This is a genomic window from Candidatus Methylobacter oryzae (assembly GCF_003994235.2).
Taxonomy (GTDB): Bacteria; Pseudomonadota; Gammaproteobacteria; order Methylococcales; family Methylomonadaceae; genus Methylobacter_A; species Methylobacter_A oryzae.
The window spans coordinates 1-21,676 of the sequence record NZ_RYFG02000074.1 but is presented as its reverse complement, the minus strand read 5'-3'; the positions used below and the strand labels follow the sequence as shown (position 1 = coordinate 21,676).

The following is a 21,676-nucleotide window of genomic DNA, read 5'->3' as shown; positions in this document are numbered from 1 at the left end:
CCGCAGGGTGCATGGCAGGGATTGCCATCATGACAAATCCGTCGGGAGCGGATTTGCACTTGCCCGCAGGGTGCATGGCAGGGATTGCCATGCATGAAATGTCGCTCTGCGAAAGTATTTTGCAAGTCTTGGAACAACAGGCCGAAGTTCAGCAATACAATAAAGTTAAAACAGTCTGGCTGGAAATCGGTGCGTTATCCAATGTCGAGATTGACGCGTTACGTTTCAGTTTCGATGTGGTCGTACAAGGTTCGATAGCCGACCATGCCCAACTTGAAATTATCGAAGTACCGGGCCAAGCCTGGTGCATGCAGTGCAGCCGCAACGTGGTTGTGCAGCAGTTATACGATCTATGCCCGCACTGCGGCAGCCATCAATTACAGGTCAACAGCGGAGATCAAATGCGAATCAAAGAACTGGAGGTAGAATAATGTGCGGCGTATGCGGCTGCGGCGAGGGCCATTCCCACTCGCACGATCACGATCATGACCACGAACATACTCACGGTCACCACCATCACGACGACCATGACCATCATCACGGACACGAAGCCGCGCACTCCCATGCGCCGGATTTGAGCCCAAAACGGATGGTGCAAATCGAGCAGGATATTCTGGCCAAGAATAACCGCTATGCCGCCGAAAACCGCCATTATTTTAGCGAACACGGCATGCTGGTGTTGAACCTGGTGTCCAGCCCCGGCTCCGGTAAAACCACATTGCTGACCGAAACCATCGCCCGGCTGAAAGACGAACTCGACATTGCGGTCATCGAAGGCGACCAGCAAACCGCCAACGATGCCGAACGCATCCGCGCCACCGGCGTACCGGCCTTGCAAATCAATACCGGCAAAGGCTGCCATCTCGATGCGCATCGCGTCGGCCATGCGTTGGAAACTCTGCAACCGAAAGACCGTAGCCTGCTATTTATCGAGAACGTCGGCAATCTGGTTTGTCCTTCGGCGTTCGACCTCGGCGAAGCGCATAAGGTGGTGATTTTGTCGGTCACCGAAGGCGAGGATAAACCGATTAAATACCCGGACATGTTCCATGCCGCCGATTTAATGATTTTGAACAAGACCGACCTGTTGCCGTATCTGGATTTCGACAGCGAGCAATGCATTCAATATGCAAAACAAGTCAATCCTCGCATCAAGATATTGTCGTTGTCGGCCAAAACCGGCGAAGGTATGGACAGCTGGCTGCGCTGGCTGAAGGCCGAATTGGAGTTGCAGCGTATTGATTATGCGTAGCGCCCTACAATTACTCAGTAGCTAGGAAAATAGAACACGGATGACACGGATAAAATCCGTTTAAATCCGTCCTAATCCTTGTCATCTGTGTGCCATTATTTTCAAACCTAACGCCCGCATTTAAAAACCTTATCACAATAGAAACAAAACTATGTGTCTAGCTCTCCCCGCCAAAATCGTCGCGATCGATCCCGCCAACAATATGGCAACCGCATCGGTCGATAATGTCAAAGTCGAAGTGTCGTTGGCATTGGTCGACGATGTCGCGCTCGGCGATTACGTTCTGGTCCATGTCGGTTATGCGCTGAATAAAATCGACGAGCACGAAGCTTTAAAAACCCTGGCTTTGTTTGCGGAAGCCGGTTTAACGTCAAACGTATGAAATATATCAGTGAATTCAGGCAGCAAGACTTAGCCCAACAACTGGCCAAGGCGATTGCGCAAACTGTCGATCCCAACCGTCATTACCGGCTGATGGAGTTTTGCGGCGGCCATACCCATGCGATTTTCCGCTACGGCGTTCAGGATTTGATGCCCGCGAATGTCGAATTTATCCACGGTCCCGGCTGTCCGGTCTGCGTATTGCCGACCGGCCGTATCGACAATGCGATACAGCTTGCCGAGCGGCCCGAGGTAATCCTTTGTACTTATGCGGATTTAATTCGGGTTCCTGCTACCGGACGCAATAGCCTGCTGAAAGCGAAGGCAGGCGGCAGCGATATTCGGATGGTTTATTCGACGCAAGATGCGCTGAAAATCGCCAGGGAAAATCCCGACAAACAGGTCGTGTTTTTCGCAATCGGTTTTGAAACCACGACGCCGCCGACCGCCGTTGCGATCAAGCAAGCCCAGGCTGAGGGGCTGACTAATTTTACGGTGTTTTGCAACCACGTACTGACGCCCGCCGCGATGCAGGCGATACTGGATGCGCCGCAGCCGGTCGCTATCGATGCTTTTCTCGGGCCTTCACACGTCAGCACTGTGATCGGCAGCCAACCTTATGAAATATTCGCCGAACGTTATAACAAATCGATAGTCATCGCCGGTTTCGAGCCGCTGGATGTGATGCAGTCGGCGTTGATGCTGATCCGCCAGCTTAACGAAGGCCGTCATGAAGTAGAGAACGAATACAGTCGTGCCGTGACCCGTGAAGGCAACCAAAAAGCGCAAGCATTGGTTCGGGAAGTGTTCGAGCTGAGGCCGCAATTTGAATGGCGCGGCTTGGGCTTGATTCCCGACAGCGCGTTAAAGCTTAAAGCCGATTATGCCGATTTCGATGCCGAACGCCGCTTCGACATGCCCGCAATCCAAGCGTCCGACGTCAAAGGCTGCGAATGCCCGGCTATTTTGCGCGGCGCTAAAAAACCGCAAGATTGCAAATTGCTGGGCACGGTTTGCACGCCGGAGAATCCGATGGGGTCTTGTATGGTGTCGTCGGAAGGGGCCTGTGCGGCTTATTGGTCTTATGGGCGGGTGCGGGGTTGAGCCGCTACCGCGACACATTTAACGGCGTACCTTTTTAAGGTAAGGTTCTGACTTATTTCATTGAATGGAGTTTATCCCCATGCAAGCCATCGAATTAGAAGCGACCATAACAGAGTCACACGAAATACATTTACAATTGCCCGACAACATCAAAGCTTCAAAAGCAAAAGTAATTGTTATGTATGATGAAGCGGCAACACCCGTTACTAAAAAGCGAGTTTTCGGACAATACCGGGACAAGATAACCATTGCCGAAACATTCGACGATGAATTGCCGGTAAGTTTTTGGTTGGGCGATAAAACATGAACCTGTTGTTGGATACCCACGTATTCCTATGGCTAAATCAACAGCCCGAGAAACTTTCAGAGACCGTTTTGGCTTTATGCGAAGACAGCAAAAACACACTGTATCTAAGTCATGTATCGCCTTGGGAAATACAAATAAAAAGCAAATTGGGTAAGCTGAATTTGCAGAGTCCGTTACAAGAAATGATAACGGCACAACAACAGGATAACGGCTTGAAACTCTTGCCCATTACGTTACAGCATATTTATACCTTGGCCGATTTAGAAAATTATCATCAAGATCCTTTTGACCGTTTGCTTATTGCTCAAGCTACTGTCGAATCAATGCCTTTGGTTACAGTGGATAGCAAAATAATGCGTTATCCTATTGTTACGATTAAATAGTGCGGTCATCAGCCATTCAAAGGGGGCCATGATAGCGGCCAATCAGGATAAAGAGAGACGGTAAAGTATTTATGGATCAAACCAATGCCTAAAATCACCCGATTATCGCAATTAGATTTAAACCAGTCCTACAGTTATGCCGATTACTTAACTTGGCAATTGGATGAAACCATTGAATTGATTAAAGGCAAAATCATGTTGATGTCGCCTGCGCCGAACGTGAAGCATCAAGACATTTCGGCGAATTTAACGACATTGCTGCATATTTTTTTCAAACATAAAAAATGCCGCGTTTATGCCGCACTATTCGACGTGCGCCTATACGACCGCAAAAAATCCGTTTTAGCCAATCAAGACATTCATACCGTTGTCCAGCCCGATTTGAGCGTTATTTGCAATCCCGACGTATTGGACGAACAAGGCTGCAACGGCGCACCCGACTGGATTATCGAGATTTTATCCAAAGGCAATTCCAAGCGGGAGATGCAAATCAAATACGAGCTTTACCAAGAAAGCGGAGTGCAGGAATACTGGATTGTTTATCCGAATGATCAAGCCATTCATCAATTTGTTCTGGACGACAACGGGCGCTACCAACTAAAGCACATGTACACGGATGACGACACCGCCACTGCGCATTTATTCCCCGAATTAGCGGTTGACCTGACCGAAGTATTCGAAACCTGGCAAAAATAAAACATCGTTTATCAACTATTGAAAGCCGGCATCCACTGAGCCGTTACCTAAAATCATTTTCATGCCAAATCCTTACACAACAAAACTAAATCTAAAAACCGGCAAAGTCGACCTAAGCCACGGCGGCGGCGGACGGGCGATGGCCCAGTTGATCGACGAATTATTCATCAAGCATTTCGACAACGACCTGCTGCGCCAACATAACGACCAGGCCCTGTTTAACGTTCCGGCTGGACGGCTGGCGATCAGTACCGACAGTTATGTGATTTCGCCGCTGTTTTTTCCGGGCGGCGATATAGGATCACTGGCGGTGCACGGTACCGTCAACGATGTGGCGATGTCCGGCGCGAAGCCGCTTTATTTATCGGCAGGCTTCATCCTCGAAGAAGGCTTGCCGCTGGCCGACCTGGAACAAATCGTTATCAGCATGGCGGACGCGGCCAAACGCGCCGGTACGCCGATTGTTACCGGTGATACCAAGGTGCTCGAGCGCGGCAAGGGCGACGGCGTTTTCATCAATACGACCGGCGTCGGCATCGTGCCGGAGGGCGTGGCTATTTCCGGCAACCGTGCGCAACCGGGCTGTGCCATCCTGGTCAGCGGTTCGATAGGCGATCACGGCGTTGCGATCATGGCCGGGCGCGAAAACCTGCAATTCGAAACGACGATTGTTTCCGATTCCGCCGCGCTAAACGGCTTGGTCGCCGACATGGTCGCCGCCGCGCCTGCCGATATTCATTGTTTGCGTGACCCGACCCGCGGCGGATTGGCAACGGCGTTGAACGAATTGGCGCAACAATCCGGCGTCGGCATCGTTATCGACGAGACGCAAGTTCCTATTAAATCCGAGGTTAAAGCCGCTTGCGAAATTCTGGGGCTAGACCCGCTGTATGTCGCCAACGAAGGCAAGCTGGTTTGCATCTGCGCGGCCGATGCGGCCGAGCGTCTGCTGGCAGTCATGAGGCAACATCCATTGGGCCGCGATGCGGCGATCATCGGCGAAGTGATTGCCGACGATCACCATTTCGTGCAAATGACCACCGCATTCGGCGGTCGGCGCATCGTCGACTGGCCGGTTGGCGAGCAGCTGCCGCGCATCTGTTGATGTCCGGCAGGGCGATTCGGGTTCGAGGCGTAGTGCAGGGCGTCGGTTTCAGGCCGACGATCTGGCGCATCGCTCAGCAGTACCGATTAAGCGGCGAAGTCTGGAACGACGGCGAAGGCGTGATGATTCATGCTTTCGGCCGCGATCCAGACCTTGAAGATTTCATCCGGCAAATCCCTTTGCAATTGCCGCCGCTGGCCCGCTTGGACAGTCTGGACGTGCAAATACTGGATCAATTGCCGGACAGCAATGGATTTCGTATTGCCGCCAGCCGGCAAAACGGCGTTGAAACGCCGATTGCGGCCGATGCGGCGACTTGCCCGGATTGTCTGGCCGACATAGCCGATCCCGGCAATCGCCGTTACCGCTATCCATTCACCAATTGCACGCACTGCGGGCCGCGTTTGTCGATTATCCGGCGCGTGCCTTACGACCGCTGCCATACCAGCATGGCCGAATTTGCGATGTGTCCGCAATGCCAACAAGAATATGACGATCCCGCCGACCGCCGTTTCCATGCCCAAGCCAATTGTTGTTCCTATTGCGGGCCGAAGCTTTGGCTGGAAGATAGGCACGGCCAAACGCTGGATAGTGACGATACGCTCAAACAAACCGCCGAACTGATCCGTCAAGGCTTTATTGTCGCAATCAAAGGTCTGGGCGGTTTTCATTTGGCTTGCGACGCGACCAATGCAGATGCAGTCAACCGGCTGCGCGAGCGCAAACGCCGCTATGCGAAGCCGTTTGCGTTGATGGCTAGGAATATCGAAACCATTGCCCGCTATGCAATTCTAAGCGGACAGGAAAAGCAGGCGTTAAGCGACAAAGCCGCGCCGATTGTGCTGTTGGCTGCGCAGGGCGAGAAGGTTGCCTCAGGCGTTGCGCCGGACGATCGCAAACTCGGCTTCATGCTGCCTTACACGCCGCTGCATACGCTGTTATTGCAGGATTTGAACGCGCCCATCGTGCTGACTTCCGGCAATATCAGCGACGAGCCGCAATGTATCGATAACGATGAGGTGCGGGAAAAGCTGAAAGACATTGCCGATTATCTGTTGCTGCATGACAGGGCCATCGTCAACCGGCTCGATGATTCGGTCGTGCGCTTGATGGCCGGCGACATGCGCTTGTTGCGCCGGGCGCGCGGCTATAGTCCCGAGGCGCTGGCATTGCCGCCCGGTTTCGAGCAAACCGGTCATATTTTGGCGATGGGCGCGGAGCTTAAGAACAGTTTCTGTTTGCTGAAAAACGGCCAAGCCATCGTAAGCCAGCATATCGGCGACCTGGAAAACGCAGCTGTCCAGGCCGATTACCGCAGTGCGATCGAACTGTACAAGCAATTGTATGATTTCAGCCCCCAGTGCATTGCGGTCGATCATCATCCTGGCTATTTATCGACGCAATACGGCCAAACGCTGGCCGCACCGGTTGAGCCGGTGCAGCATCATCACGCCCATTTGGCGGCCTGCCTGGCCGAGCACGGCGTCGCGTTGAATGCGCCGCCGGTGCTGGCGGCGATTTTCGACGGCTTAGGCTTCGGCGATGACGGCGGTTTGTGGGGCAGCGAGTTTTTGCTCGGCGATTATAAGGGCTACACCCGGCTCGGCCATTTCCAGGCTGTCGCGTTGCCCGGCGGCACGCAGGCGATGCGCGAGCCGTGGCGCAATGCTTACGCGCAACTATTGCATTATTTCGACTGGCAAACGCTGCAACAGGATTATGCCGATTTGGACATCGTCAAGTTATTGGTAAGCAAGCCGCTGGCAATGCTGGAGACGATGATTTCCAGGAACCTGAACTCGCCGCCCGGCACGTCTTGCGGGCGTTGGTTCGACGCTTTCGCCGCCGCGCTTGGCCTGTATGGCGAACAAGTTCATTATGAAGGCCAGGCCGCGATTGCGCTGGAAACCCTGGCTACGCCGGTATTTTCGGACCAGCAAGCGTACCCGCAAGCTTGGGCAATCGATCGGAGCGGAGAGTTGCCGGTAATTCATTGGCAAGGATTATGGCAGGCGGTATTGGCCGATCTTAAGCGCGGCGTCGATAAAGCCGTTATTGCCGCCCGCATTCATCATAGTTTGAGCGCCGCGGCAGCCGGGCTTTTGCACGACCTAAGCCGTCAAAGCGGTATCGATACCATCGTGCTCAGCGGCGGCGTATTTCAAAACCGCTTGCTGCTGGAAGCCGCGAGCGGGCAATTAGCGCAACGCGGTAAAACCGTGCTGTCGCCGCAACGCTATCCGGCTAACGACGGCGGTTTGGCGTTGGGCCAAGCGGTGATTGCTGCCGCGCGGGGTTTGAAATAAAACGATGGAACACGGATCTGGCGGATAAGCACGGATTAATTAAAGAGTAATAACAAAAAGTCCGCGTTAATCCGTCTAATCTGTGTCATCCGCGTTCTATTTGTTTTTCAACTGATCGGCTATTTGACCGACATGCACTTAGACTCCCAACGCCAAGCGTGCTCCACTATCGTATCCAAATCCGCATAAGCGGGCTGCCAACCCAACTGTTGTTTGATCTTATCGGCATTGGCGACCAAGCGGGCAGGGTCGCCTGCGCGGCGTTGGCCTTCCTGTACGGGGATGATCTTGCCGCTGATTCGCCTGGCCGCCTGGATCACGTTCTCGACCGAATAGCCGTTGCCGTTGCCCAAATTGAACGCGGCGCTTTCCCCGCCTGATTGTAAATGTTGCAAGGCCAGCCAGTGCGCTTCGGCCAAATCGAGAATATGGATGTAATCGCGAATGCAGGTGCCGTCCGGCGTGTCGTAATCGCGCCCGAATACGGTAATGTGCGGACGGCGGCCGGAAGCGGCTTGCAGCACGAGCGGGATCAGGTGCGTTTCGGGATCGTGGCGCTCGCCAAGCAAGGCCTCGGGATGCGCGCCGGCGGCATTGAAATAACGCAAGCACACGGATTTGAAACCGTAGGCATGATCGTAATCGGCCAAGGCTTGCTCAACCATCAGCTTGCTCCAACCGTAGGGGTTAATCGGCCGTTTCGGATGCGCTTCGTCGATAGGCGAATAGTCCGGCTCGCCGAAAATCGCGGCGGTCGACGAAAAAATAAATTTATCGACCCCGTAAGTCCGCATCGCGTTGAGCAGGTTCAGCGTGTTGGCAAAGTTGTTTTGGTAATACTTGGCCGGAGCTTGCACCGATTCGCCGACCTGGATGAACGACGCAAAGTGCATGACGGCATCGAATGGGTGTTCGCTGAACACTTTATCGAGTATTCGCGAGTCGCCAATATCGCCATGTACGAATTGGCCGTGCAGTATGGCGTCGGGGTAGCCGCTGGAAAAATTATCGAGCGTAACCACGTCGACGCCTTTTTGGCCGAGCAGCCAAACCATATGGGAGCCGATATAGCCGGCGCCGCCGACGACCAGCACAGTTTTAACAGATGTCATAGCGTACCTGGAGATAGTGATATTGAGTTGCAACTATGGGAATTTTAAGCCGGAGCCGATTTTTAAAACCACTCTAAACGATACAAATCGGGACGTCTATTAGCAAGATTACGGGCTGCGCCGCGGGTACGGACTTGTTTTAATAAATCCAGGTTCACGTCGGCAATTAAGGTCATTTCCGTGTTCGGGGTTGCTTCGGCTAATATCGCATCGTGCGGAAACGAAAAATCGCTGGGACTGAATATGGCCGCTTGCGCGTATTGAATGTCCATGTTTTCGGCGTGGGGCAGGTTGCCGACGCTGCCGGTAATTGCGACAAAACATTCGTTTTCAATTGCGCGGGCATGGGAGCAATAACGCACGCGCTGATAGGCGTTCTTGGTATCGGTCCAGAACGGTACGAAAATGATCTGCGCGCCCTGCATCGTTGCCAGCCGGGCAAGCTCCGGAAACTCCGAATCGTAACAGACCAGCACCGCGATTTTGCCGCAATCGGTATCGAATACTTTCAACGCATCGCCGCCTTTAACGCCCCAGCAGGTGACTTCGTCGATCGTGGCATGGATTTTATATTGGGCTTCGAAAGTACCGTCCCGCCTGAGCAGCCACGACACATTGTAGAGCTCGTGATTGCTGTATTCGGGCATCGAGCCGGCAATGATATTGATGTTGTAAGACATCGCCATCGCCAACAGGCCGTTGCGAATTTCACTGGTAAAGCCGGCCAATGCGCGGATCGCATCGGGAGGACTTTTCTCGTTGAACAAGCCCATCAGCGGCGCGCTCATGTACTCCGGAAACAGCACGAAGTCGGCATGGTAACCGGCGACTGCGTCGATAAAAAACTCGGCATGCTTCAGCAATTCGTCGACGCTGGTCAACGTGCGCATCTGCCATTGCACAACGCCGAGGCGGATAACGCTTTTGGAGCCGCCGATTGACGGCGCTTTTTCGACGTAATCGAGATTGACCCATTCAAGCAGTGTCGCATAGCCTTTCGATTCGGCGTCGACAGGAAGGTAGCCTGTCAACACCTTGCGCACGTGGAAGCCGTTGAACAGCTGGAACGACAGCACCGGGTCGTAAATTTCGCGATTTTTAACTTCCTCGATATAACGCACCGGCGTTAACGAATCGGCATATTTGGCATAGCCCGGAATGCGTCCGCCGGCAATGAAGCGGCGTAAATTCAAGTTCCGGCACAATTCCTTGCGCGCGTCGTACAGTCTTCGGCCCAGGCGCAGGCCGCGGTATTTCGGATGGACGAAAATATCGACGCCGTACAACGTGTCGCCGTGCGAGTCGTGATGAGTCAGGTAACCGTTGCTGGTGATCTGGGCGTAAGTGTGAACATCGCCGAAACGCGCATAATCGACAATCATACTCAAGGCAGCGGCGACTAACTTGCCGTTGTCTTCGATCACAATCTGGCCTTCGGGGAAACGGGTGATTTGCGACGTATACTGGTCTTTTTTCCAGGCTCCGCCCAGGTTACCGTAAACATGCTCCATTAAAACCGCGATATTATCGTAATCGTCCAGCGTCAGGTGCCGAAGCAGGAGTTTATGTTTTTCAATTTTGGTTTTTTTCATATTTTAAAAATATAGCGGATGTTACGCACAGGCTGTATTTCTCCCGTTTGCCCGGAGATTTGTCGAAGCAAGATCGGCTGGATAGCCGTCCTGCACCTGGAAAGACGATGTACCACGACAGGAGCGATGAGGTACCTTGTGCCGGAGTATAACTTTGCTTTTTGACGGCTTTATGACAACTCAATCTATTCCTTTCGAAAGGATAAGTGAATCCGTGTAAGCGCTTAGTTAGAGCTGTGTAGGGTTGATTAAAACCCTGAGTTGAATAAGGTGATATAGGCACCGTAACGGATTAAGATAGATCGACATGGCTCTAAAAGAGAGAACGCGGATAAAAAGTTAGCCCTCGCAAAAATCCGTGTTAATCCGTCGCATCCGTGACATCCGTGTTCCATTTTTAAAATGCCATTATTGATTTCGTTTATTTAGAAGAGCTATGTTGAGTAAAACTTTAGCGGCTCAGCGCAGATGAACCGCCAGCCAGACGGTGTGAACGTCGGTCGGAGTCCACTCGACGCGGTGTTTGGTATGCGCAGGAATCAGTAAATAATCCCCGGCATTCAAACGAAAGGATTGCTGGTCTTTTTCGTAAACAATAACGGCCTGTCCCTGGAGCAGCACGACCCATTCGTCCCAATCCTGGTCGTACCATTGCCCGGCCGGAGTCGCATGGCCTTGGGATATAATGCGTTCAATTTGAACATTATCTTGCTTGAAAAGGCATTCAAACAATTCGTCGGGCAATTGCTCCGGTATGTTTTTAAAAATGTTGGAACTAACAGTATTCATCGGGTTTTCCAGGCGAAAGCGGGTAAGATTTTATGAATTCGAAGCCAAAACGGTATTGTATAATAACGGTATGGAATCAATTTTATTGTAGAGAGCAAGACGATCATCAGTAGCAGAAGGAACCAAGGCAACCATCGAACTGTTGCGATTATCGGCGGCGGTCCGGCCGGACTGATGGCCGCGGATGTTTTAAGCCGGGCGGGCGTGAAAGTCGATCTTTACGATGCAATGCCGTCCGTGGGCCGGAAATTTTTGATCGCAGGGAAGGGCGGAATGAACATTACCCACTCCGAGCCGTTCGATAAATTCCTGTCCCGCTACGGCTCCGCTCAAGCCCATGTCAAACCGCTGCTCGATACGTTCGGTCCAGAGGCTTTGCGGGCTTGGGCGCGAGATTTGGGGATTGAAACTTTCGTCGGGTCGTCGGGCAAAGTATTTCCTGCCGATATGAAGGCCGCGCCTTTGTTAAGGGCCTGGTTGCATCGCTTGCGTGCCGGCGGCGTCAGTTTTCATATGCGCCATCAATGGCAGGGTTGGGATGATCAAATGTTGCAGTTTGCAACGCCGGAAGGCCAAAAAACTGCCGGTGCCGATGCGGTGGTGCTGGCATTGGGCGGCGGTAGCTGGGCGCGGCTTGGCTCTACCGGCACATGGGTGCCGCTGCTGTGTCAGCGGGGCGTTCTTGTTCTGCCGCTGCAACCGTCGAATTGCGGATTCGACGTTGCGTGGACTGGGTTTTTTCGCAATCGTTTTGCCGGACAGCCTTTGAAATCGGTGCAAGCCTCTTTTACCGGCCCGGCAGGGTCGGAGTTTTGCCAACGCGGCGAATTGATCGTGACCGCGAACGGTGTTGAAGGCAACCTGATTTACAAAATGTCGGCGTTGCTGCGCGAACAAATTGCCGCATCCGGGTCGGCGGTGCTTTATCTCGATTTGGCTCCGGGCAAGGACAAGCAGTTCCTGATCGATAAGGTCTCGAAACCGCGCGGTAAGCATTCCTTGGCTAATCATCTTCGCAAACAAATCGCCATCGATGGGCTTAAAGCCGCTTTGCTGAGGGAAGTTTTGCCGAAGGAGGATTTCGATAATCCAGTTCGGCTTTGCGAAACGATCAAGGCCTTGCCGATTAAATTGCTTGCCGCAAGACCGATTGATGAAGCGATCAGCAGCGCCGGCGGCGTCAGCTTTGAGGCGCTTGACCGGCATTTGATGATACGTTCGATGCCGGGCGTATTTTGCGCTGGCGAAATGCTGGATTGGGAAGCGCCGACCGGCGGCTATTTGTTAACCGCCTGTTTTGCTAGCGGGCATGTTGCAGGGATGGGCGTTTTGTCTTGGTTAAAGATGGAAGGCAAATCGCTATTATTGTCATAAATTAAGCTTAAAATAGAACTATCGGCTCAAAGTCTATGTCGAAAAAAGTCGCTATTATTTTTAACTTTTACCAAGGCAGCGTATAAGGGCGGCTATGAAAATTCCAAAAAGTATAGAACCATTAGTGCAGGACGGCCTCGTTGATGAAGTTATTCGTCCGTTAAAGAGCGGTAAAGAGGCGGCGGTCTACGTCGTTGTTTCCGAAGGCGAAATACGCTGCGCTAAAGTTTATAAAGACGTTAACAAACGCGGCTTTCACAAGCAGCACCAGTATCAGGAAGGGCGCAAGGTGCGAAACAGCCGTCAATCCCGTGCGATGGAAAAACACAGCCGCTTTGGTCGCCAGCAGCAGGAAGAGGCTTGGCAAAATGCCGAAGTCGATGCGCTATACCGTCTTGCCGCGGCCGGTGTGCGCGTTCCGCAGCCCTATAATTTCATCGAGGGCGTACTGTTAATGGAGTTGGTGACCGATATACACGGCAATGCGGCCCCACGCTTGAACGATCTTGAGTTGAGCCGGGAGCAGGCGCTTAAATACCACGGCTTGCTGATTAAGGAAGTCGTCAGAATGCTGTGCGCCGGCCTTGTACATGGCGATCTTTCCGAATACAACATCCTGGTCGATGCCCAAGGCCCGGTCATTATCGATCTGCCCCAGGCCGTCGATGCGGCGGCGAATAATAATGCGGCCCGAATGCTGGAACGCGACGTCGATAATTTAGCCGATTATTTTGGCCGCTTCGCCCCCGAGCTGCTGAAAACCCAGTATGGGAAAGAGATCTGGAAACTTTACGAATCCGGCAACTTAACGACGCAAACCGAACTGACCGGGCGCTTTAAGGACAGCAACAAAAAAGCCGATGTCCGTAGCGTGATCAGAGAAATTAAGGATGCCAGGGAAGAAGCCATGCGCCGCCGTTACGAACATGAAGAGTAGATTATGACTGATAAACAACCGGGAAACCCGCTGCACGGCATTACCTTGGAAAAGTTGCTCGAAGAGTTGGTTGCGGAATACGGCTGGGACGAGCTGGGCAGTTTGATCAATATCCGCTGTTTCAATCACGATCCCAGCATTAAATCGAGCTTGAAATTTTTAAGAAAGACGCCGTGGGCCAGAAAGCAAGTAGAAGATTTGTATCTGGCGAATAAAGCACGCTAAACCAAGCTTGATACGGTGGAATTTTTTGCAGCGTAATGGCAAAGAATCGGTTATAAGTAAGATTTTTTACCGCAGCGAGGTTGTTATGCCGCCATTATCCGTTCAAGCATTGCTGTTGTCGTTCGTGTTTTATGTTCTGACTATCAATACCTTCTGGCTGTTCGCCACGTTGTTTTTTCTGGCCGTGGTTTTGATTGGCAGATTTAACAAACAGGAATAACAATAGCCCTAATACTCCCTCTCCACTTTACATACGCGAATACGTGATTCGCCGTACCATAGCGCTTCCTTTTCCTGCACTTTCTTGTGCTCAGGATGCTGTTTCCAGGCCTGAATAGCTTCCAGCGATTGCCAATACGATACCGAAATGCCGATGCCTTGCCGAGCCCCTTCGTAACCCAGGAACCCCGGTTGTTGGCGGGCGATTTCAAGAATACGGTTTGCCGTTTCGGCATAACCGTTGTCGCCTTCGGTTCTGAACGACGTGAAAATGACTGCGTAATAGGGCGGTTTTGGGGTGTTGGCTATTTTATCCATTTGATTTTTGTCAGTAGTTTGAGTGCAGATTCTCGTCGAGATTGGGGGCAGTATTACGTCGATTAAGCGAGAGAATATTTTAACTGGCGGCCGCGATTTTGCCATGAAAATTCGCAACATCGCTTTTCAGTGCCGTCTAATCAATGTGATCGGTTATTCAGTGAGGGAATTTGATAGTGAAATGATTGAGCCGGACAGAAAAATCGTTGTTTGTGCCAGCAATTAAGCTTGGAAATCGTGGAAACGCTAGGGACACGCCGTTTCGCTTGGAGTCCGCGTCCAGTTTATCCCGGACTCCGCAAGCTTATCCGGACTATTTATTCGTCAAAAACACGCAATCGAAATTGCGGCGGAAAATAAAGCGGCAATTTTGAAAACCCAAATTCATCAAGATTTGCAGCGACTCCTGTTCTTTCATAATACGTTCCGGCGAAAAGTCAGCCAGCTCATGCAGAACCACTTCTTTTAACAAATCAAAGCGCCCGGAAGGCGCAATTCCGTCCACGAACAGGCCAATATGATCTTGCAAAAGCTTGGAAAACATCACCGGGTCGTCGGGCGGGAATTTATCGGCGGCAATGAACAAACCGCCCGGTTTTAGCGTCCTGTAAATCTCTTGCAAGACTTGGTTGCGATAATTCAGTTCGAGATTATGCAGGCACAAGACTTCTATCACGATGTCAAAATGATTGTCCGGCGATGCTTGCAGATAAACCAGCGCATCGGCCTCGACAATAGATAAGATGCCGTCGTCAACGGCTTCGGAAAGATAACGCCGCGCTTGCACGGCAAGTTTGGGCTCGCTATCGATGGCTACCAGATTCAAGCCGGGGCGCGAGGCAATGATTTTCGCCGTAGCGCGGCCGGGACCGCAGCCCACTTCCAGCACCTTAAGCGGCTGCCCGGTTTTTTCACAATCACGGTAGCCGATTATGGCCTCTTGTACCCGGCGATCCATATCGGCAAGGTGAGGAATGCCTTGCATTACAATAAGATATTCTTCGCTCATATGGCCCTGGAAGCGCCGTTCACCGGCTTCATTTTCTATAGTTTGATTTTTCATGTTGCTCGACTTTAATAGTAACGCAGTATGGTTCTACATATTTTTGCAGAAAGCTCGGTTTTCTGTTGATAAAATCCGCAGTGCTGTAATTTAGGCTGACGCCAGAAAGCCTAACGGAACAATGCCGTTAAGCGTTGGCGTCCGTCTATAGTATTGCACTGCATTGGCAACAATGCTGGCGTCTCGGAAGGGAAGGGTTCGTTTCAATCGTCTTTCAAGTGGCCTAGCGTTTGAATTCGCCGAACCTGTACGCTTTTCGCGCAGGTTCGGTGGAAATGATGGGGGGCACTCGTCTCGTGATTTTCATGAAGTTTACTTCAACGGCAAGTAGACATCAGTGATCATTTCTTCTTCACGCACGTTTGGCCCCACGTTGACGTAGTGGAAGAAGATCGGGAAATCGCCGGCTGACTCGCCACTCTGAGGCAACCATGTCTCATAGAGATAGGCGGCGGCTTTGTTGTTAGAACGAGAACCAACATCTCGTGCGAAAGCGCAGCGTCGGCCGGGGATCACTTTGTTCAAAATGCCGTAAGGATTGGGGCCAACTTTGTCCTCGAAGGACAGGCAGAAGTCAACACGGTGCAGGGTAGCTGGCGTAGTACGCGGGTCCGTGTAATGAACGCCATAGCTTCTGTATTTCGATTGATCCAGAAGGCGGTGCTCAATCTTCCAGGCGATGAGCTTACGTACGGTGTCGTATTCGAGGGCCGGCGAGCCATGATGCTCAATGGCAGCAACCTTCGTTTCGGGGAATACGAGAATCTTGACGTCCATGCGATGAAGAGTCCTATTGTGAGGCCCAACGTAGAACTAACCGGGCGCGGCCTATAAAACTGAAAAAATGAAACCGCATTGTCACCGCGCTCCGGTTGAGTGTTGGGTTAGGCTTGATTCTCGGAGAGCCAGGCGATCACCTCAATAACATTTTTATCTGGTGGAAAGATAGGATAAAAACATTTTTTAATCATTCTGCCCTGAGTAATGAGCGTCAAACATCGGGCAGCGGCATGTTTTCCAGATGTTCACACGCTCCATCATTCAAAGGAATTGGCAAATTCTGTGGAATAGAACGGAGTACATCGGGTGGAAGTTGAATATTTGGCACAGTAATTTTCCAAGAAGCCTAACTATAAGATAAAGGGCTGGCTTCAGCGCATCCCTGCGAACGAAGTAAGCAATTTGAGCGCATTGTCAGGATGTACTAGCCATAGTTATGCCATGCATCTTGCAGTTGTTGCGTCACAGTACTTTTAATCCAATTTTGCTTATCTGACCATTCTCGTATTGCTAAAAGATCATGCTCGCCCAGAGCCCCCCTATTTGACTGACAAATGAAGCCCGAGAGCAACTCACTGTTCTCGCTTCCACCTCCGCCGAATACCCAGCCTTTAGACTCGATGAATTCAATCCATAAGTTTAGTGCTGAATCAAGCGTGATGATCTCTTTATCAAACAGAATTTGTATGTCAATTCCAAATTCCTGAAACTCACCGACACGTAGTTTCTTGCGGAGTCTGCGACTACGGGGTTTATCCATTTCATGCGGCAGCAGTGATTTCACAGTATATTCCTAACAAGGCTAAGGGGGCGACAGCGACCGTCCCGCTTGAGCGCAATGTTATGTCTTATTTCGGTCTGACGGATGATTGATACCATCATTTGTTGGGATGTTTTCAATGAGAAATGGGTTAACACCTTCCAGACATCCTACATTGTACCCATATTCTTTTGGGTTTGAACGGCGCTGATGATGAGTATAAATGCCGCACACAGAGCAGAAATAGTGTTTAGCTGTCATTGTATTGAATTGATATAAGCGCAATGTGTCAGTGCCTTTAATAATCTTGATGCCAGACAATTTAACAGAGGCAACAATAGTGCCTCTTCGCCGACATATCGAGCAATCGCAACGCCGCGGGTTTTCAATCCCATTTGGCAAATCGAGCTCTAGGACGACCGCGCCACAATGACACGATGCTTTGTGCTTCAATTTAATTACCGTGTTTCCAACTTGTTTAATCATCGGTTTAGCTCTGAGGGACATAGCGTTTGAATTAACCGGCTGGCGCGCCAGTCAGAGTTGAATGATGGGTTGGGCATTGCTAATCAATTGAGTCAGCAGTCGGGGAAGCTGCAACATATTGTCAAATGGCACTTCATCCCCGATCTGGTATGACGACGTTTCACCATGTTGCACATACCGGAATGCTTTCATTCCTGCGGCAGCGGCCGCCTCAATCCCAACCTCGCTATCTTCTACAACCACGCATTGGCTAGGCATAAAGCCCATTGCATTTGCTGCATATTGGAATAGACCTGGCTCCGGCTTCCAAGAGCCAACTTCATATGAGCTGAAGATATTGTCGTCAAAGTAAGGTGCGAGGCCGCTAACTTGCAGCGTCTGACGGATTTTCAAAGGTGGCCCGCTTGAGGCAATACACTTGGGAAAATTCGTGGTTTCGAGCATTTCGAGAACGCCGGGCATAGGTTTCAATTCACGAGAGAAGAGTTCCGCAACATGCTGGCGATAATGCAGTTCAAACGCATCTGGCAGCTTCTGGCAAAGGCGGCCCTCAAGGTCTGCAAGGATTGGAGCCAGCTTTTTACCACGATACCGCTGGGTCAATGATTCCACGGTTTCATTCAGTTGCGGAAGCAGATCGAGAAACGCTTGATTACAGAGTCCCTCGCTGTCTACGAGCGTACCGTCCAAATCAAAGATTACACAGATACTAGTCATTTACCAAGATGCCCAACGTAAAGCTAACCGGGTGCGGCCCGGAAAGCTGAAAAATAAAACCGCATTGTAAATACGCTCCGGTTAAGCTCAACGCTAGGCAATAATTGATAGGACCGATTTCATTTATGAATTCTTGCTATTCGAGAATAACTTTGGCAATAGGCGATAAACATACTCGTGCATCCATGAATTTCCTCCAGAGTATAACATTTTATCCTCGTCTATTTGAAACGTGAGCATAGGGTTCAACTCTTTATCTTCGAGTTTGATACTTGCGGCACCATCAAGGAGAATTGCGACTGAAAACCCAATGCTTCCAGTTAAACTCTCAATCAATTCTTCCGGAGTCTCGACATCTTCAAGTTCAGATTTGATGGCTCGAAGAATCTCTTCGATTAAGAGCTTCTGACGCTCTATGTATTCACCTTCTTTGACAAGATTCATAGCCCTTCAATGATCCATTTTACCTTATAGATGTAAACAGCGAGTTTGGCGATTAGCTTTAAGTGATAAAGGGCGTCGGCACGAGCCTTTGTTAACGCAAAAGGAGGTATTGCACTAGGCGACACATCTATTACAGCTCTTGATTCATCGAAACTTTCTGGTATGCGTTCTATGCGCTCGATTACTTTTTGCCGAAACGAAATGTTTCTAAACTTCGTCAGTGTCCCGCCACGAACCACAAATTTACCAGGATCGTAGCTATGAGCAGATAGCTGAGGTGGCGGATAGACATTTTGAATAGGGTATACGTTTGGTGCCGTTAAGAACCACACTATTATGCCTGCCGCTATCGCGAATAATCCGCCAAGAAAAAGATGAACAAGCTTCTTGGAGTCCTCATGGTTGTATCTACTCGCTCTAACAGGCGGGATGTTTTTGCGTCTTCTGTCGATGATTTTTTCTTCTTTCGTCTTACCTACGATCCGTTACCAGTTTTTGCTACATCCCAACGTAGAAATAACCGGCCTGGGCGGCTCTTCGCGCAGGTCCGCTCGACTTGCCGGGTTGGGCGTTATTTGTCAGGCACCTGCGGCCGCTTGGCGTAACTGCTGATACACACCTAGACGGTCGGTGATCTGCCAGTGCCCAGTGAGTCGGCTACCGTCGAAGTAGTAAACCGTAGCGCCGGACATTTTGATTTGTTTACCGGTAGCGGGAAATCCGGGAATATCTCCCTTGTGTGTAGCTGACCAGAACCAAGTCATTACAACTGCATCACCATCGGCAAAGAGCCCCTGTATGTCGAAGCATTGATCTGGAAATGCAGCGCGCAACACCTTGACGCGCTCCTTGTAGCCTGCGAGGTCAAGTTCGCGACCTTCCCACGGGTCGCCAGGATCGTGAAGCACCGTGTATTTTTGGGCGATATATTTATCCGACGCTTCGATATTGCCTTTGCTCCATACCTCGCGGGTGAATTGCGTGAGTATTTCCTTTGTATTGCTATTGAGGGACACGTTTGATGCTCCTTACTCAGTGCTCTGTTGAAGGTTGCTACGTAAAGACCGTGGAGGGACGCGACTATGACGCCCAACGTAGAATTTAGCCGACGCTTGGAGCATAGCTGAAAGCGGTCGGCTGGAATAACCCGTTAGGTACTGATTCATGAGCCGAAGAAATTCAATATTTGCTCTGCTAAAAACACTGGGGCTTCTTCTGGTACGAAATGACCGCTTTCTTCGGCAATGACACTTTTAACTTTATCAGACTTTGGCATCATTGCCTTAAAAAGATTATCCGAAACCCCATATCGTCCTGCGATAGTAAGAATTGGCATAACGAACTTTCTATCTGCATAGGTTGAGACAAACTTGGCATCGTCCGGTAACGCACGATAGTAATTAAACCCGGCTGTCATGCCTCCCGGACTGCTATAGTGCTTAGCATACTCGTCGACTGCACGTGGAGTGACGGCATCTTTTTGATGCGCCCATTTCCTTATTTGCGCTGAAATATATTCCCGTTCACGATTTTTAGTCAGCATCTCTGGGAAATCCTCAGCCATATGAAAGCCGTAATGCCACATCCCACCTTTTGCAGAATCCATATTCTCCGTTCCGGGAGGCATACAATCCACTAGGATAAGTTTTGTTACCAATTCGGGATACAACAGACTAAGCACATAAGCCGCTTTTCCTCCCATGTCATGACCTACGACAAATGCCGAATTTTCTCCAAAATGTTTAATTAGTTCTGCTATGTCACGGGCAATAGTCTGCTTGTCATATCCTGTTTGTGTTTTCTCTGAAAGCCCTAAACCCCGCAAATCTGGAGCAACAACAGTAAATTTATCAGCAAGGATTGGCATAACTTTATTCCACTCATACCAAGTCTGTGGCCAGCCATGGAGGAGGATGAGTAACGGACCCTTTCCCATCTTTACGTAATGCATGCGAATATTATTCACATGCGTGAACTCGCTCTTTGCGCCTTTAGGCAAAGTGGCAGCATTGGACGGGAAAGCCATGCATAACAGGGTTAGTAAGAATATAAGTTTCTTCATTTTATTTAGTTTATATCGTGTAAATCTCGGCATGAAATGGCTTTTGCCTGACAATGCGGTCAAGGCGCGACCGCTGTTTTTGTTGCACTTCAACATTGAAACTATGCATTAAGACTGACAGTAAACTGCAATTCCTTTCTTGATTTACGCAGATTTCATAGTTGAACTGCTATACGTTTTTTGGCGCAAACATAATGATCACCATGCCGGAAACCGCGACAAGCGAACCGACGATATCCCATGTTGTAGGCCTAATGCCGTCAACGGTCCAGAGCCAAAGGATGGCAACAAAGATATAAACACCGCCATAGGCCGCGTAGACTCGGCCTGCCGCAGTGGGGTGAAACGATAGTAGCCATGCAAATATTATTAAGCTGAGCCCGGCTGGGATGAGAAGCCAAGGGCTCTTGCCTTGATTGAGCCAGAGGTAAGGAAGATAGCAACCAACGATTTCGGCGACCGCCGTGACCAGAAAAAGCGCGATAGTTTTTAGTTCAAACACAGCTCATACCCATGGATTGGCGCCTAACTAATATTAGACATTCTAATGGACGCAAAACATTGCGTCATTCTGTCGGCCTAATGCGATATATAATTGTTATTTCATGCGGTTGAATAAATCTAGCATGCCTAAAACAAATGCAATACCCATCGCAAAATTTGCCTAATCAAGAGCCTATGTTGCTTGATCAGGCCAGGGCCAAATTTCGCTTGAAGCACTATAATGCGGACTGAGCAGGCTCATGCGGATTGGATTAAACGCTATATTCTGCATTTTGGCAAGAAACATCCCTGCGATATGGGCGCGGCTGAGGTAGGGTAGTTTTTAACGCATTTAGCGGCGATTTGGAGCAAGGTTATGGCGCAGTGTATATGCCTTATGCGTTGCAAAGAAAATATCCTAATGCGGCAAAGCAATGGAGCTGGCAGTATGTATTTCCTGCGGCCAAGTTATCCGCCGATCCGCGCACAAAAGCCGTACGCCGTCATCACGTTCAGGAACAGGCGATACCGCGGGCGGTTAAACAGGCGGTGCGCGATGCCGATTTGACCAAAGCTGCGATACCTCACATTTTCCGCCATTCGTTTACAACGCATTTGCTGGAAGGCGGCCACGATATTCGAACTGTGCAAGAATTGTTAGAGCATTCGGATGTCGGTACGACGATGATTTATAGAAGTTACGCATTGACCGCTGGTTAATATTGTGGATTGAGCAGGTCTTTGCCGGGCATAAAGCCGGTGATGAACGTGGCGATAACCT

Annotated in this window: 27 protein-coding genes; 14 read left to right on the top strand and 13 right to left on the bottom strand. The window is 50.5% G+C overall.

The genetic code is table 11. The features are described 5' to 3' along the window. The 9 genes from hypA to hypF form a co-directional block, all read left to right on the top strand. On the top strand, positions 1–431 hold a 431-nt coding region (hypA, locus tag EKO24_RS07840; protein WP_241674432.1), incomplete at its 5' end, for a hydrogenase maturation nickel metallochaperone HypA. Next, positions 431–1,252 carry a hydrogenase nickel incorporation protein HypB gene (gene hypB, locus EKO24_RS07835; protein ID WP_127026638.1) on the top strand — a complete coding sequence of 274 codons (822 nt, stop codon included), beginning with the start codon at positions 431–433 and terminating at the stop codon, positions 1,250–1,252. The genes hypA and hypB, both read left to right, overlap by 1 nt. Before the next feature lie 151 nt (positions 1,253–1,403). Beyond that, positions 1,404–1,634 carry a HypC/HybG/HupF family hydrogenase formation chaperone gene (locus EKO24_RS07830; RefSeq protein WP_127026637.1) on the top strand — a complete coding sequence of 77 codons (231 nt, stop codon included), beginning with the start codon at positions 1,404–1,406 and terminating at the stop codon, positions 1,632–1,634. Continuing rightward, a complete protein-coding gene (gene hypD, locus EKO24_RS07825; protein WP_127026636.1) occupies positions 1,631–2,737 on the top strand; it encodes a hydrogenase formation protein HypD in 1,107 nt (368 codons plus the stop codon). Before EKO24_RS07830 ends, hypD begins: the two co-directional genes overlap by 4 nt. A 79-nt stretch (positions 2,738–2,816) precedes the next feature. After that, on the top strand, positions 2,817–3,044 hold the full coding sequence (locus tag EKO24_RS07820) for a hypothetical protein (protein WP_127026635.1): 228 nt from the start codon (positions 2,817–2,819) through the stop codon (positions 3,042–3,044). Continuing rightward, entirely contained in the window at positions 3,041–3,427 is a 387-nt protein-coding gene (locus EKO24_RS07815; protein ID WP_127026634.1) for a type II toxin-antitoxin system VapC family toxin, read from the top strand. The genes EKO24_RS07820 and EKO24_RS07815 overlap by 4 nt, the downstream gene beginning before the upstream one ends. Before the next feature lie 84 nt (positions 3,428–3,511). After that, positions 3,512–4,123, top strand: coding sequence for a Uma2 family endonuclease (locus EKO24_RS07810; protein WP_127026633.1), 612 nt, complete (start codon positions 3,512–3,514; stop codon positions 4,121–4,123). A 61-nt stretch (positions 4,124–4,184) separates the two neighbouring features. Next, positions 4,185–5,228 carry a hydrogenase expression/formation protein HypE gene (gene hypE / locus EKO24_RS07805; protein ID WP_127026632.1) on the top strand — a complete coding sequence of 348 codons (1,044 nt, stop codon included), beginning with the start codon at positions 4,185–4,187 and terminating at the stop codon, positions 5,226–5,228. Then, on the top strand, positions 5,228–7,534 hold the full coding sequence (hypF, locus tag EKO24_RS07800; protein ID WP_127026631.1) for a carbamoyltransferase HypF: 2,307 nt from the start codon (positions 5,228–5,230) through the stop codon (positions 7,532–7,534). The genes hypE and hypF overlap by 1 nt, the downstream gene beginning before the upstream one ends. 119 nt (positions 7,535–7,653) lie before the next feature. Here hypF and galE read toward each other — a convergent pair whose 3' ends face one another. The 3 genes from galE to EKO24_RS07785 all read right to left on the bottom strand — a co-directional run bounded on the left by galE (position 7,654) and on the right by EKO24_RS07785 (position 11,027). Continuing rightward, positions 7,654–8,646, bottom strand: coding sequence for a UDP-glucose 4-epimerase GalE (galE, locus tag EKO24_RS07795; protein ID WP_127026630.1), 993 nt, complete (start codon positions 8,644–8,646; stop codon positions 7,654–7,656). Positions 8,647–8,708: 62 nt separating this feature from the next. Next, on the bottom strand, positions 8,709–10,238 hold the full coding sequence (locus EKO24_RS07790; protein WP_127026629.1) for a bifunctional GNAT family N-acetyltransferase/carbon-nitrogen hydrolase family protein: 1,530 nt from the start codon (positions 10,236–10,238) through the stop codon (positions 8,709–8,711). A gap of 459 nt (positions 10,239–10,697) precedes the next feature. Then, positions 10,698–11,027, bottom strand: coding sequence for a cupin domain-containing protein (locus EKO24_RS07785; protein WP_127026628.1), 330 nt, complete (start codon positions 11,025–11,027; stop codon positions 10,698–10,700). Between the two features lie 147 nt (positions 11,028–11,174). Between EKO24_RS07785 and EKO24_RS07780 the strand changes: the two genes are divergently transcribed. From EKO24_RS07780 to EKO24_RS23395, 4 genes are all read left to right on the top strand, one after another. Continuing rightward, a complete protein-coding gene (locus EKO24_RS07780) occupies positions 11,175–12,401 on the top strand; it encodes a TIGR03862 family flavoprotein (protein WP_277752503.1) in 1,227 nt (408 codons plus the stop codon). 94 nt (positions 12,402–12,495) lie between these two features. Further along, a complete protein-coding gene (locus tag EKO24_RS07775) occupies positions 12,496–13,338 on the top strand; it encodes a PA4780 family RIO1-like protein kinase (protein WP_127026626.1) in 843 nt (280 codons plus the stop codon). Positions 13,339–13,341: 3 nt separating this feature from the next. Then, on the top strand, positions 13,342–13,563 hold the full coding sequence (locus tag EKO24_RS07770; protein WP_127026625.1) for a VF530 family protein: 222 nt from the start codon (positions 13,342–13,344) through the stop codon (positions 13,561–13,563). A gap of 85 nt (positions 13,564–13,648) precedes the next feature. Beyond that, positions 13,649–13,783 (top strand): hypothetical protein, encoded by a 135-nt coding sequence (locus EKO24_RS23395; RefSeq protein ID WP_277752502.1) that lies wholly within the window; start codon positions 13,649–13,651, stop codon positions 13,781–13,783. Between the two features lie 8 nt (positions 13,784–13,791). Here the strand turns inward: EKO24_RS23395 and EKO24_RS07765 are convergent, their stop codons facing one another. The 10 genes from EKO24_RS07765 to EKO24_RS07715 form a co-directional block, all read right to left on the bottom strand. Next, positions 13,792–14,100, bottom strand: coding sequence for an antibiotic biosynthesis monooxygenase family protein (locus tag EKO24_RS07765; RefSeq protein WP_127026624.1), 309 nt, complete (start codon positions 14,098–14,100; stop codon positions 13,792–13,794). A 313-nt stretch (positions 14,101–14,413) separates the two neighbouring features. After that, on the bottom strand, positions 14,414–15,163 hold the full coding sequence (locus tag EKO24_RS07760; protein WP_127026623.1) for a class I SAM-dependent methyltransferase: 750 nt from the start codon (positions 15,161–15,163) through the stop codon (positions 14,414–14,416). 312 nt (positions 15,164–15,475) lie between these two features. Then, positions 15,476–15,940 (bottom strand): AraC family transcriptional regulator, encoded by a 465-nt coding sequence (locus tag EKO24_RS07755; RefSeq protein WP_127026622.1) that lies wholly within the window; start codon positions 15,938–15,940, stop codon positions 15,476–15,478. 427 nt (positions 15,941–16,367) lie between these two features. Further along, entirely contained in the window at positions 16,368–16,727 is a 360-nt protein-coding gene (locus tag EKO24_RS07745) for a 50S ribosome-binding protein YggL (RefSeq protein ID WP_127026621.1), read from the bottom strand. A 57-nt stretch (positions 16,728–16,784) separates the two neighbouring features. Then, a complete protein-coding gene (locus EKO24_RS07740) occupies positions 16,785–17,189 on the bottom strand; it encodes a GFA family protein (RefSeq protein ID WP_127026620.1) in 405 nt (134 codons plus the stop codon). Between the two features lie 51 nt (positions 17,190–17,240). Further along, on the bottom strand, positions 17,241–17,906 hold the full coding sequence (locus EKO24_RS07735) for an HAD-IA family hydrolase (RefSeq protein WP_127026619.1): 666 nt from the start codon (positions 17,904–17,906) through the stop codon (positions 17,241–17,243). A 123-nt stretch (positions 17,907–18,029) separates the two neighbouring features. Then, on the bottom strand, positions 18,030–18,350 hold the full coding sequence (locus EKO24_RS07730; RefSeq protein ID WP_127026618.1) for a hypothetical protein: 321 nt from the start codon (positions 18,348–18,350) through the stop codon (positions 18,030–18,032). Between the two features lie 578 nt (positions 18,351–18,928). Then, positions 18,929–19,366 carry an ester cyclase gene (locus tag EKO24_RS07725; RefSeq protein ID WP_127026617.1) on the bottom strand — a complete coding sequence of 146 codons (438 nt, stop codon included), beginning with the start codon at positions 19,364–19,366 and terminating at the stop codon, positions 18,929–18,931. Positions 19,367–19,512: 146 nt separating this feature from the next. Next, entirely contained in the window at positions 19,513–20,412 is a 900-nt protein-coding gene (locus tag EKO24_RS07720; RefSeq protein WP_206667232.1) for an alpha/beta fold hydrolase, read from the bottom strand. 169 nt (positions 20,413–20,581) lie between these two features. Continuing rightward, positions 20,582–20,914 carry a YnfA family protein gene (locus EKO24_RS07715; RefSeq protein WP_127026616.1) on the bottom strand — a complete coding sequence of 111 codons (333 nt, stop codon included), beginning with the start codon at positions 20,912–20,914 and terminating at the stop codon, positions 20,582–20,584. 371 nt (positions 20,915–21,285) lie between these two features. Between EKO24_RS07715 and EKO24_RS23130 the strand changes: the two genes are divergently transcribed. Further along, the gene (locus EKO24_RS23130; protein WP_241674433.1) at positions 21,286–21,615 is read left to right on the top strand and encodes a tyrosine-type recombinase/integrase; all 330 of its coding nucleotides are present in this window, start codon (positions 21,286–21,288) and stop codon (positions 21,613–21,615) included. The last annotated feature ends 61 nt before the right edge of the window (positions 21,616–21,676 follow it).

What these genes read in the sequence shown, in the direction of transcription:
- hypB (WP_127026638.1), top strand. Translation starts at nt 431, where the DNA reads ATGTGCGGCGTATGCGGCTGCGGCGAGGGCCATTCCCACTCGCACGAT.
- EKO24_RS07830 (WP_127026637.1), top strand. Translation starts at nt 1,404, where the DNA reads ATGTGTCTAGCTCTCCCCGCCAAAATCGTCGCGATCGATCCCGCCAAC.
- hypD (WP_127026636.1), top strand. Translation starts at nt 1,631, where the DNA reads ATGAAATATATCAGTGAATTCAGGCAGCAAGACTTAGCCCAACAACTG.
- EKO24_RS07820 (WP_127026635.1), top strand. Translation starts at nt 2,817, where the DNA reads ATGCAAGCCATCGAATTAGAAGCGACCATAACAGAGTCACACGAAATA.
- EKO24_RS07815 (WP_127026634.1), top strand. Translation starts at nt 3,041, where the DNA reads ATGAACCTGTTGTTGGATACCCACGTATTCCTATGGCTAAATCAACAG.
- EKO24_RS07810 (WP_127026633.1), top strand. Translation starts at nt 3,512, where the DNA reads ATGCCTAAAATCACCCGATTATCGCAATTAGATTTAAACCAGTCCTAC.
- hypE (WP_127026632.1), top strand. Translation starts at nt 4,185, where the DNA reads ATGCCAAATCCTTACACAACAAAACTAAATCTAAAAACCGGCAAAGTC.
- hypF (WP_127026631.1), top strand. Translation starts at nt 5,228, where the DNA reads ATGTCCGGCAGGGCGATTCGGGTTCGAGGCGTAGTGCAGGGCGTCGGT.
- galE (WP_127026630.1), bottom strand. Translation starts at nt 8,646, where the DNA reads ATGACATCTGTTAAAACTGTGCTGGTCGTCGGCGGCGCCGGCTATATC.
- EKO24_RS07790 (WP_127026629.1), bottom strand. Translation starts at nt 10,238, where the DNA reads ATGAAAAAAACCAAAATTGAAAAACATAAACTCCTGCTTCGGCACCTG.
- EKO24_RS07785 (WP_127026628.1), bottom strand. Translation starts at nt 11,027, where the DNA reads ATGAATACTGTTAGTTCCAACATTTTTAAAAACATACCGGAGCAATTG.
- EKO24_RS07775 (WP_127026626.1), top strand. Translation starts at nt 12,496, where the DNA reads ATGAAAATTCCAAAAAGTATAGAACCATTAGTGCAGGACGGCCTCGTT.
- EKO24_RS07770 (WP_127026625.1), top strand. Translation starts at nt 13,342, where the DNA reads ATGACTGATAAACAACCGGGAAACCCGCTGCACGGCATTACCTTGGAA.
- EKO24_RS23395 (WP_277752502.1), top strand. Translation starts at nt 13,649, where the DNA reads ATGCCGCCATTATCCGTTCAAGCATTGCTGTTGTCGTTCGTGTTTTAT.
- EKO24_RS07765 (WP_127026624.1), bottom strand. Translation starts at nt 14,100, where the DNA reads ATGGATAAAATAGCCAACACCCCAAAACCGCCCTATTACGCAGTCATT.
- EKO24_RS07760 (WP_127026623.1), bottom strand. Translation starts at nt 15,163, where the DNA reads ATGAAAAATCAAACTATAGAAAATGAAGCCGGTGAACGGCGCTTCCAG.
- EKO24_RS07755 (WP_127026622.1), bottom strand. Translation starts at nt 15,940, where the DNA reads ATGGACGTCAAGATTCTCGTATTCCCCGAAACGAAGGTTGCTGCCATT.
- EKO24_RS07740 (WP_127026620.1), bottom strand. Translation starts at nt 17,189, where the DNA reads ATGATTAAACAAGTTGGAAACACGGTAATTAAATTGAAGCACAAAGCA.
- EKO24_RS07735 (WP_127026619.1), bottom strand. Translation starts at nt 17,906, where the DNA reads ATGACTAGTATCTGTGTAATCTTTGATTTGGACGGTACGCTCGTAGAC.
- EKO24_RS07730 (WP_127026618.1), bottom strand. Translation starts at nt 18,350, where the DNA reads ATGAATCTTGTCAAAGAAGGTGAATACATAGAGCGTCAGAAGCTCTTA.
- EKO24_RS07720 (WP_206667232.1), bottom strand. Translation starts at nt 20,412, where the DNA reads ATGAAGAAACTTATATTCTTACTAACCCTGTTATGCATGGCTTTCCCG.
- EKO24_RS23130 (WP_241674433.1), top strand. Translation starts at nt 21,286, where the DNA reads ATGCCTTATGCGTTGCAAAGAAAATATCCTAATGCGGCAAAGCAATGG.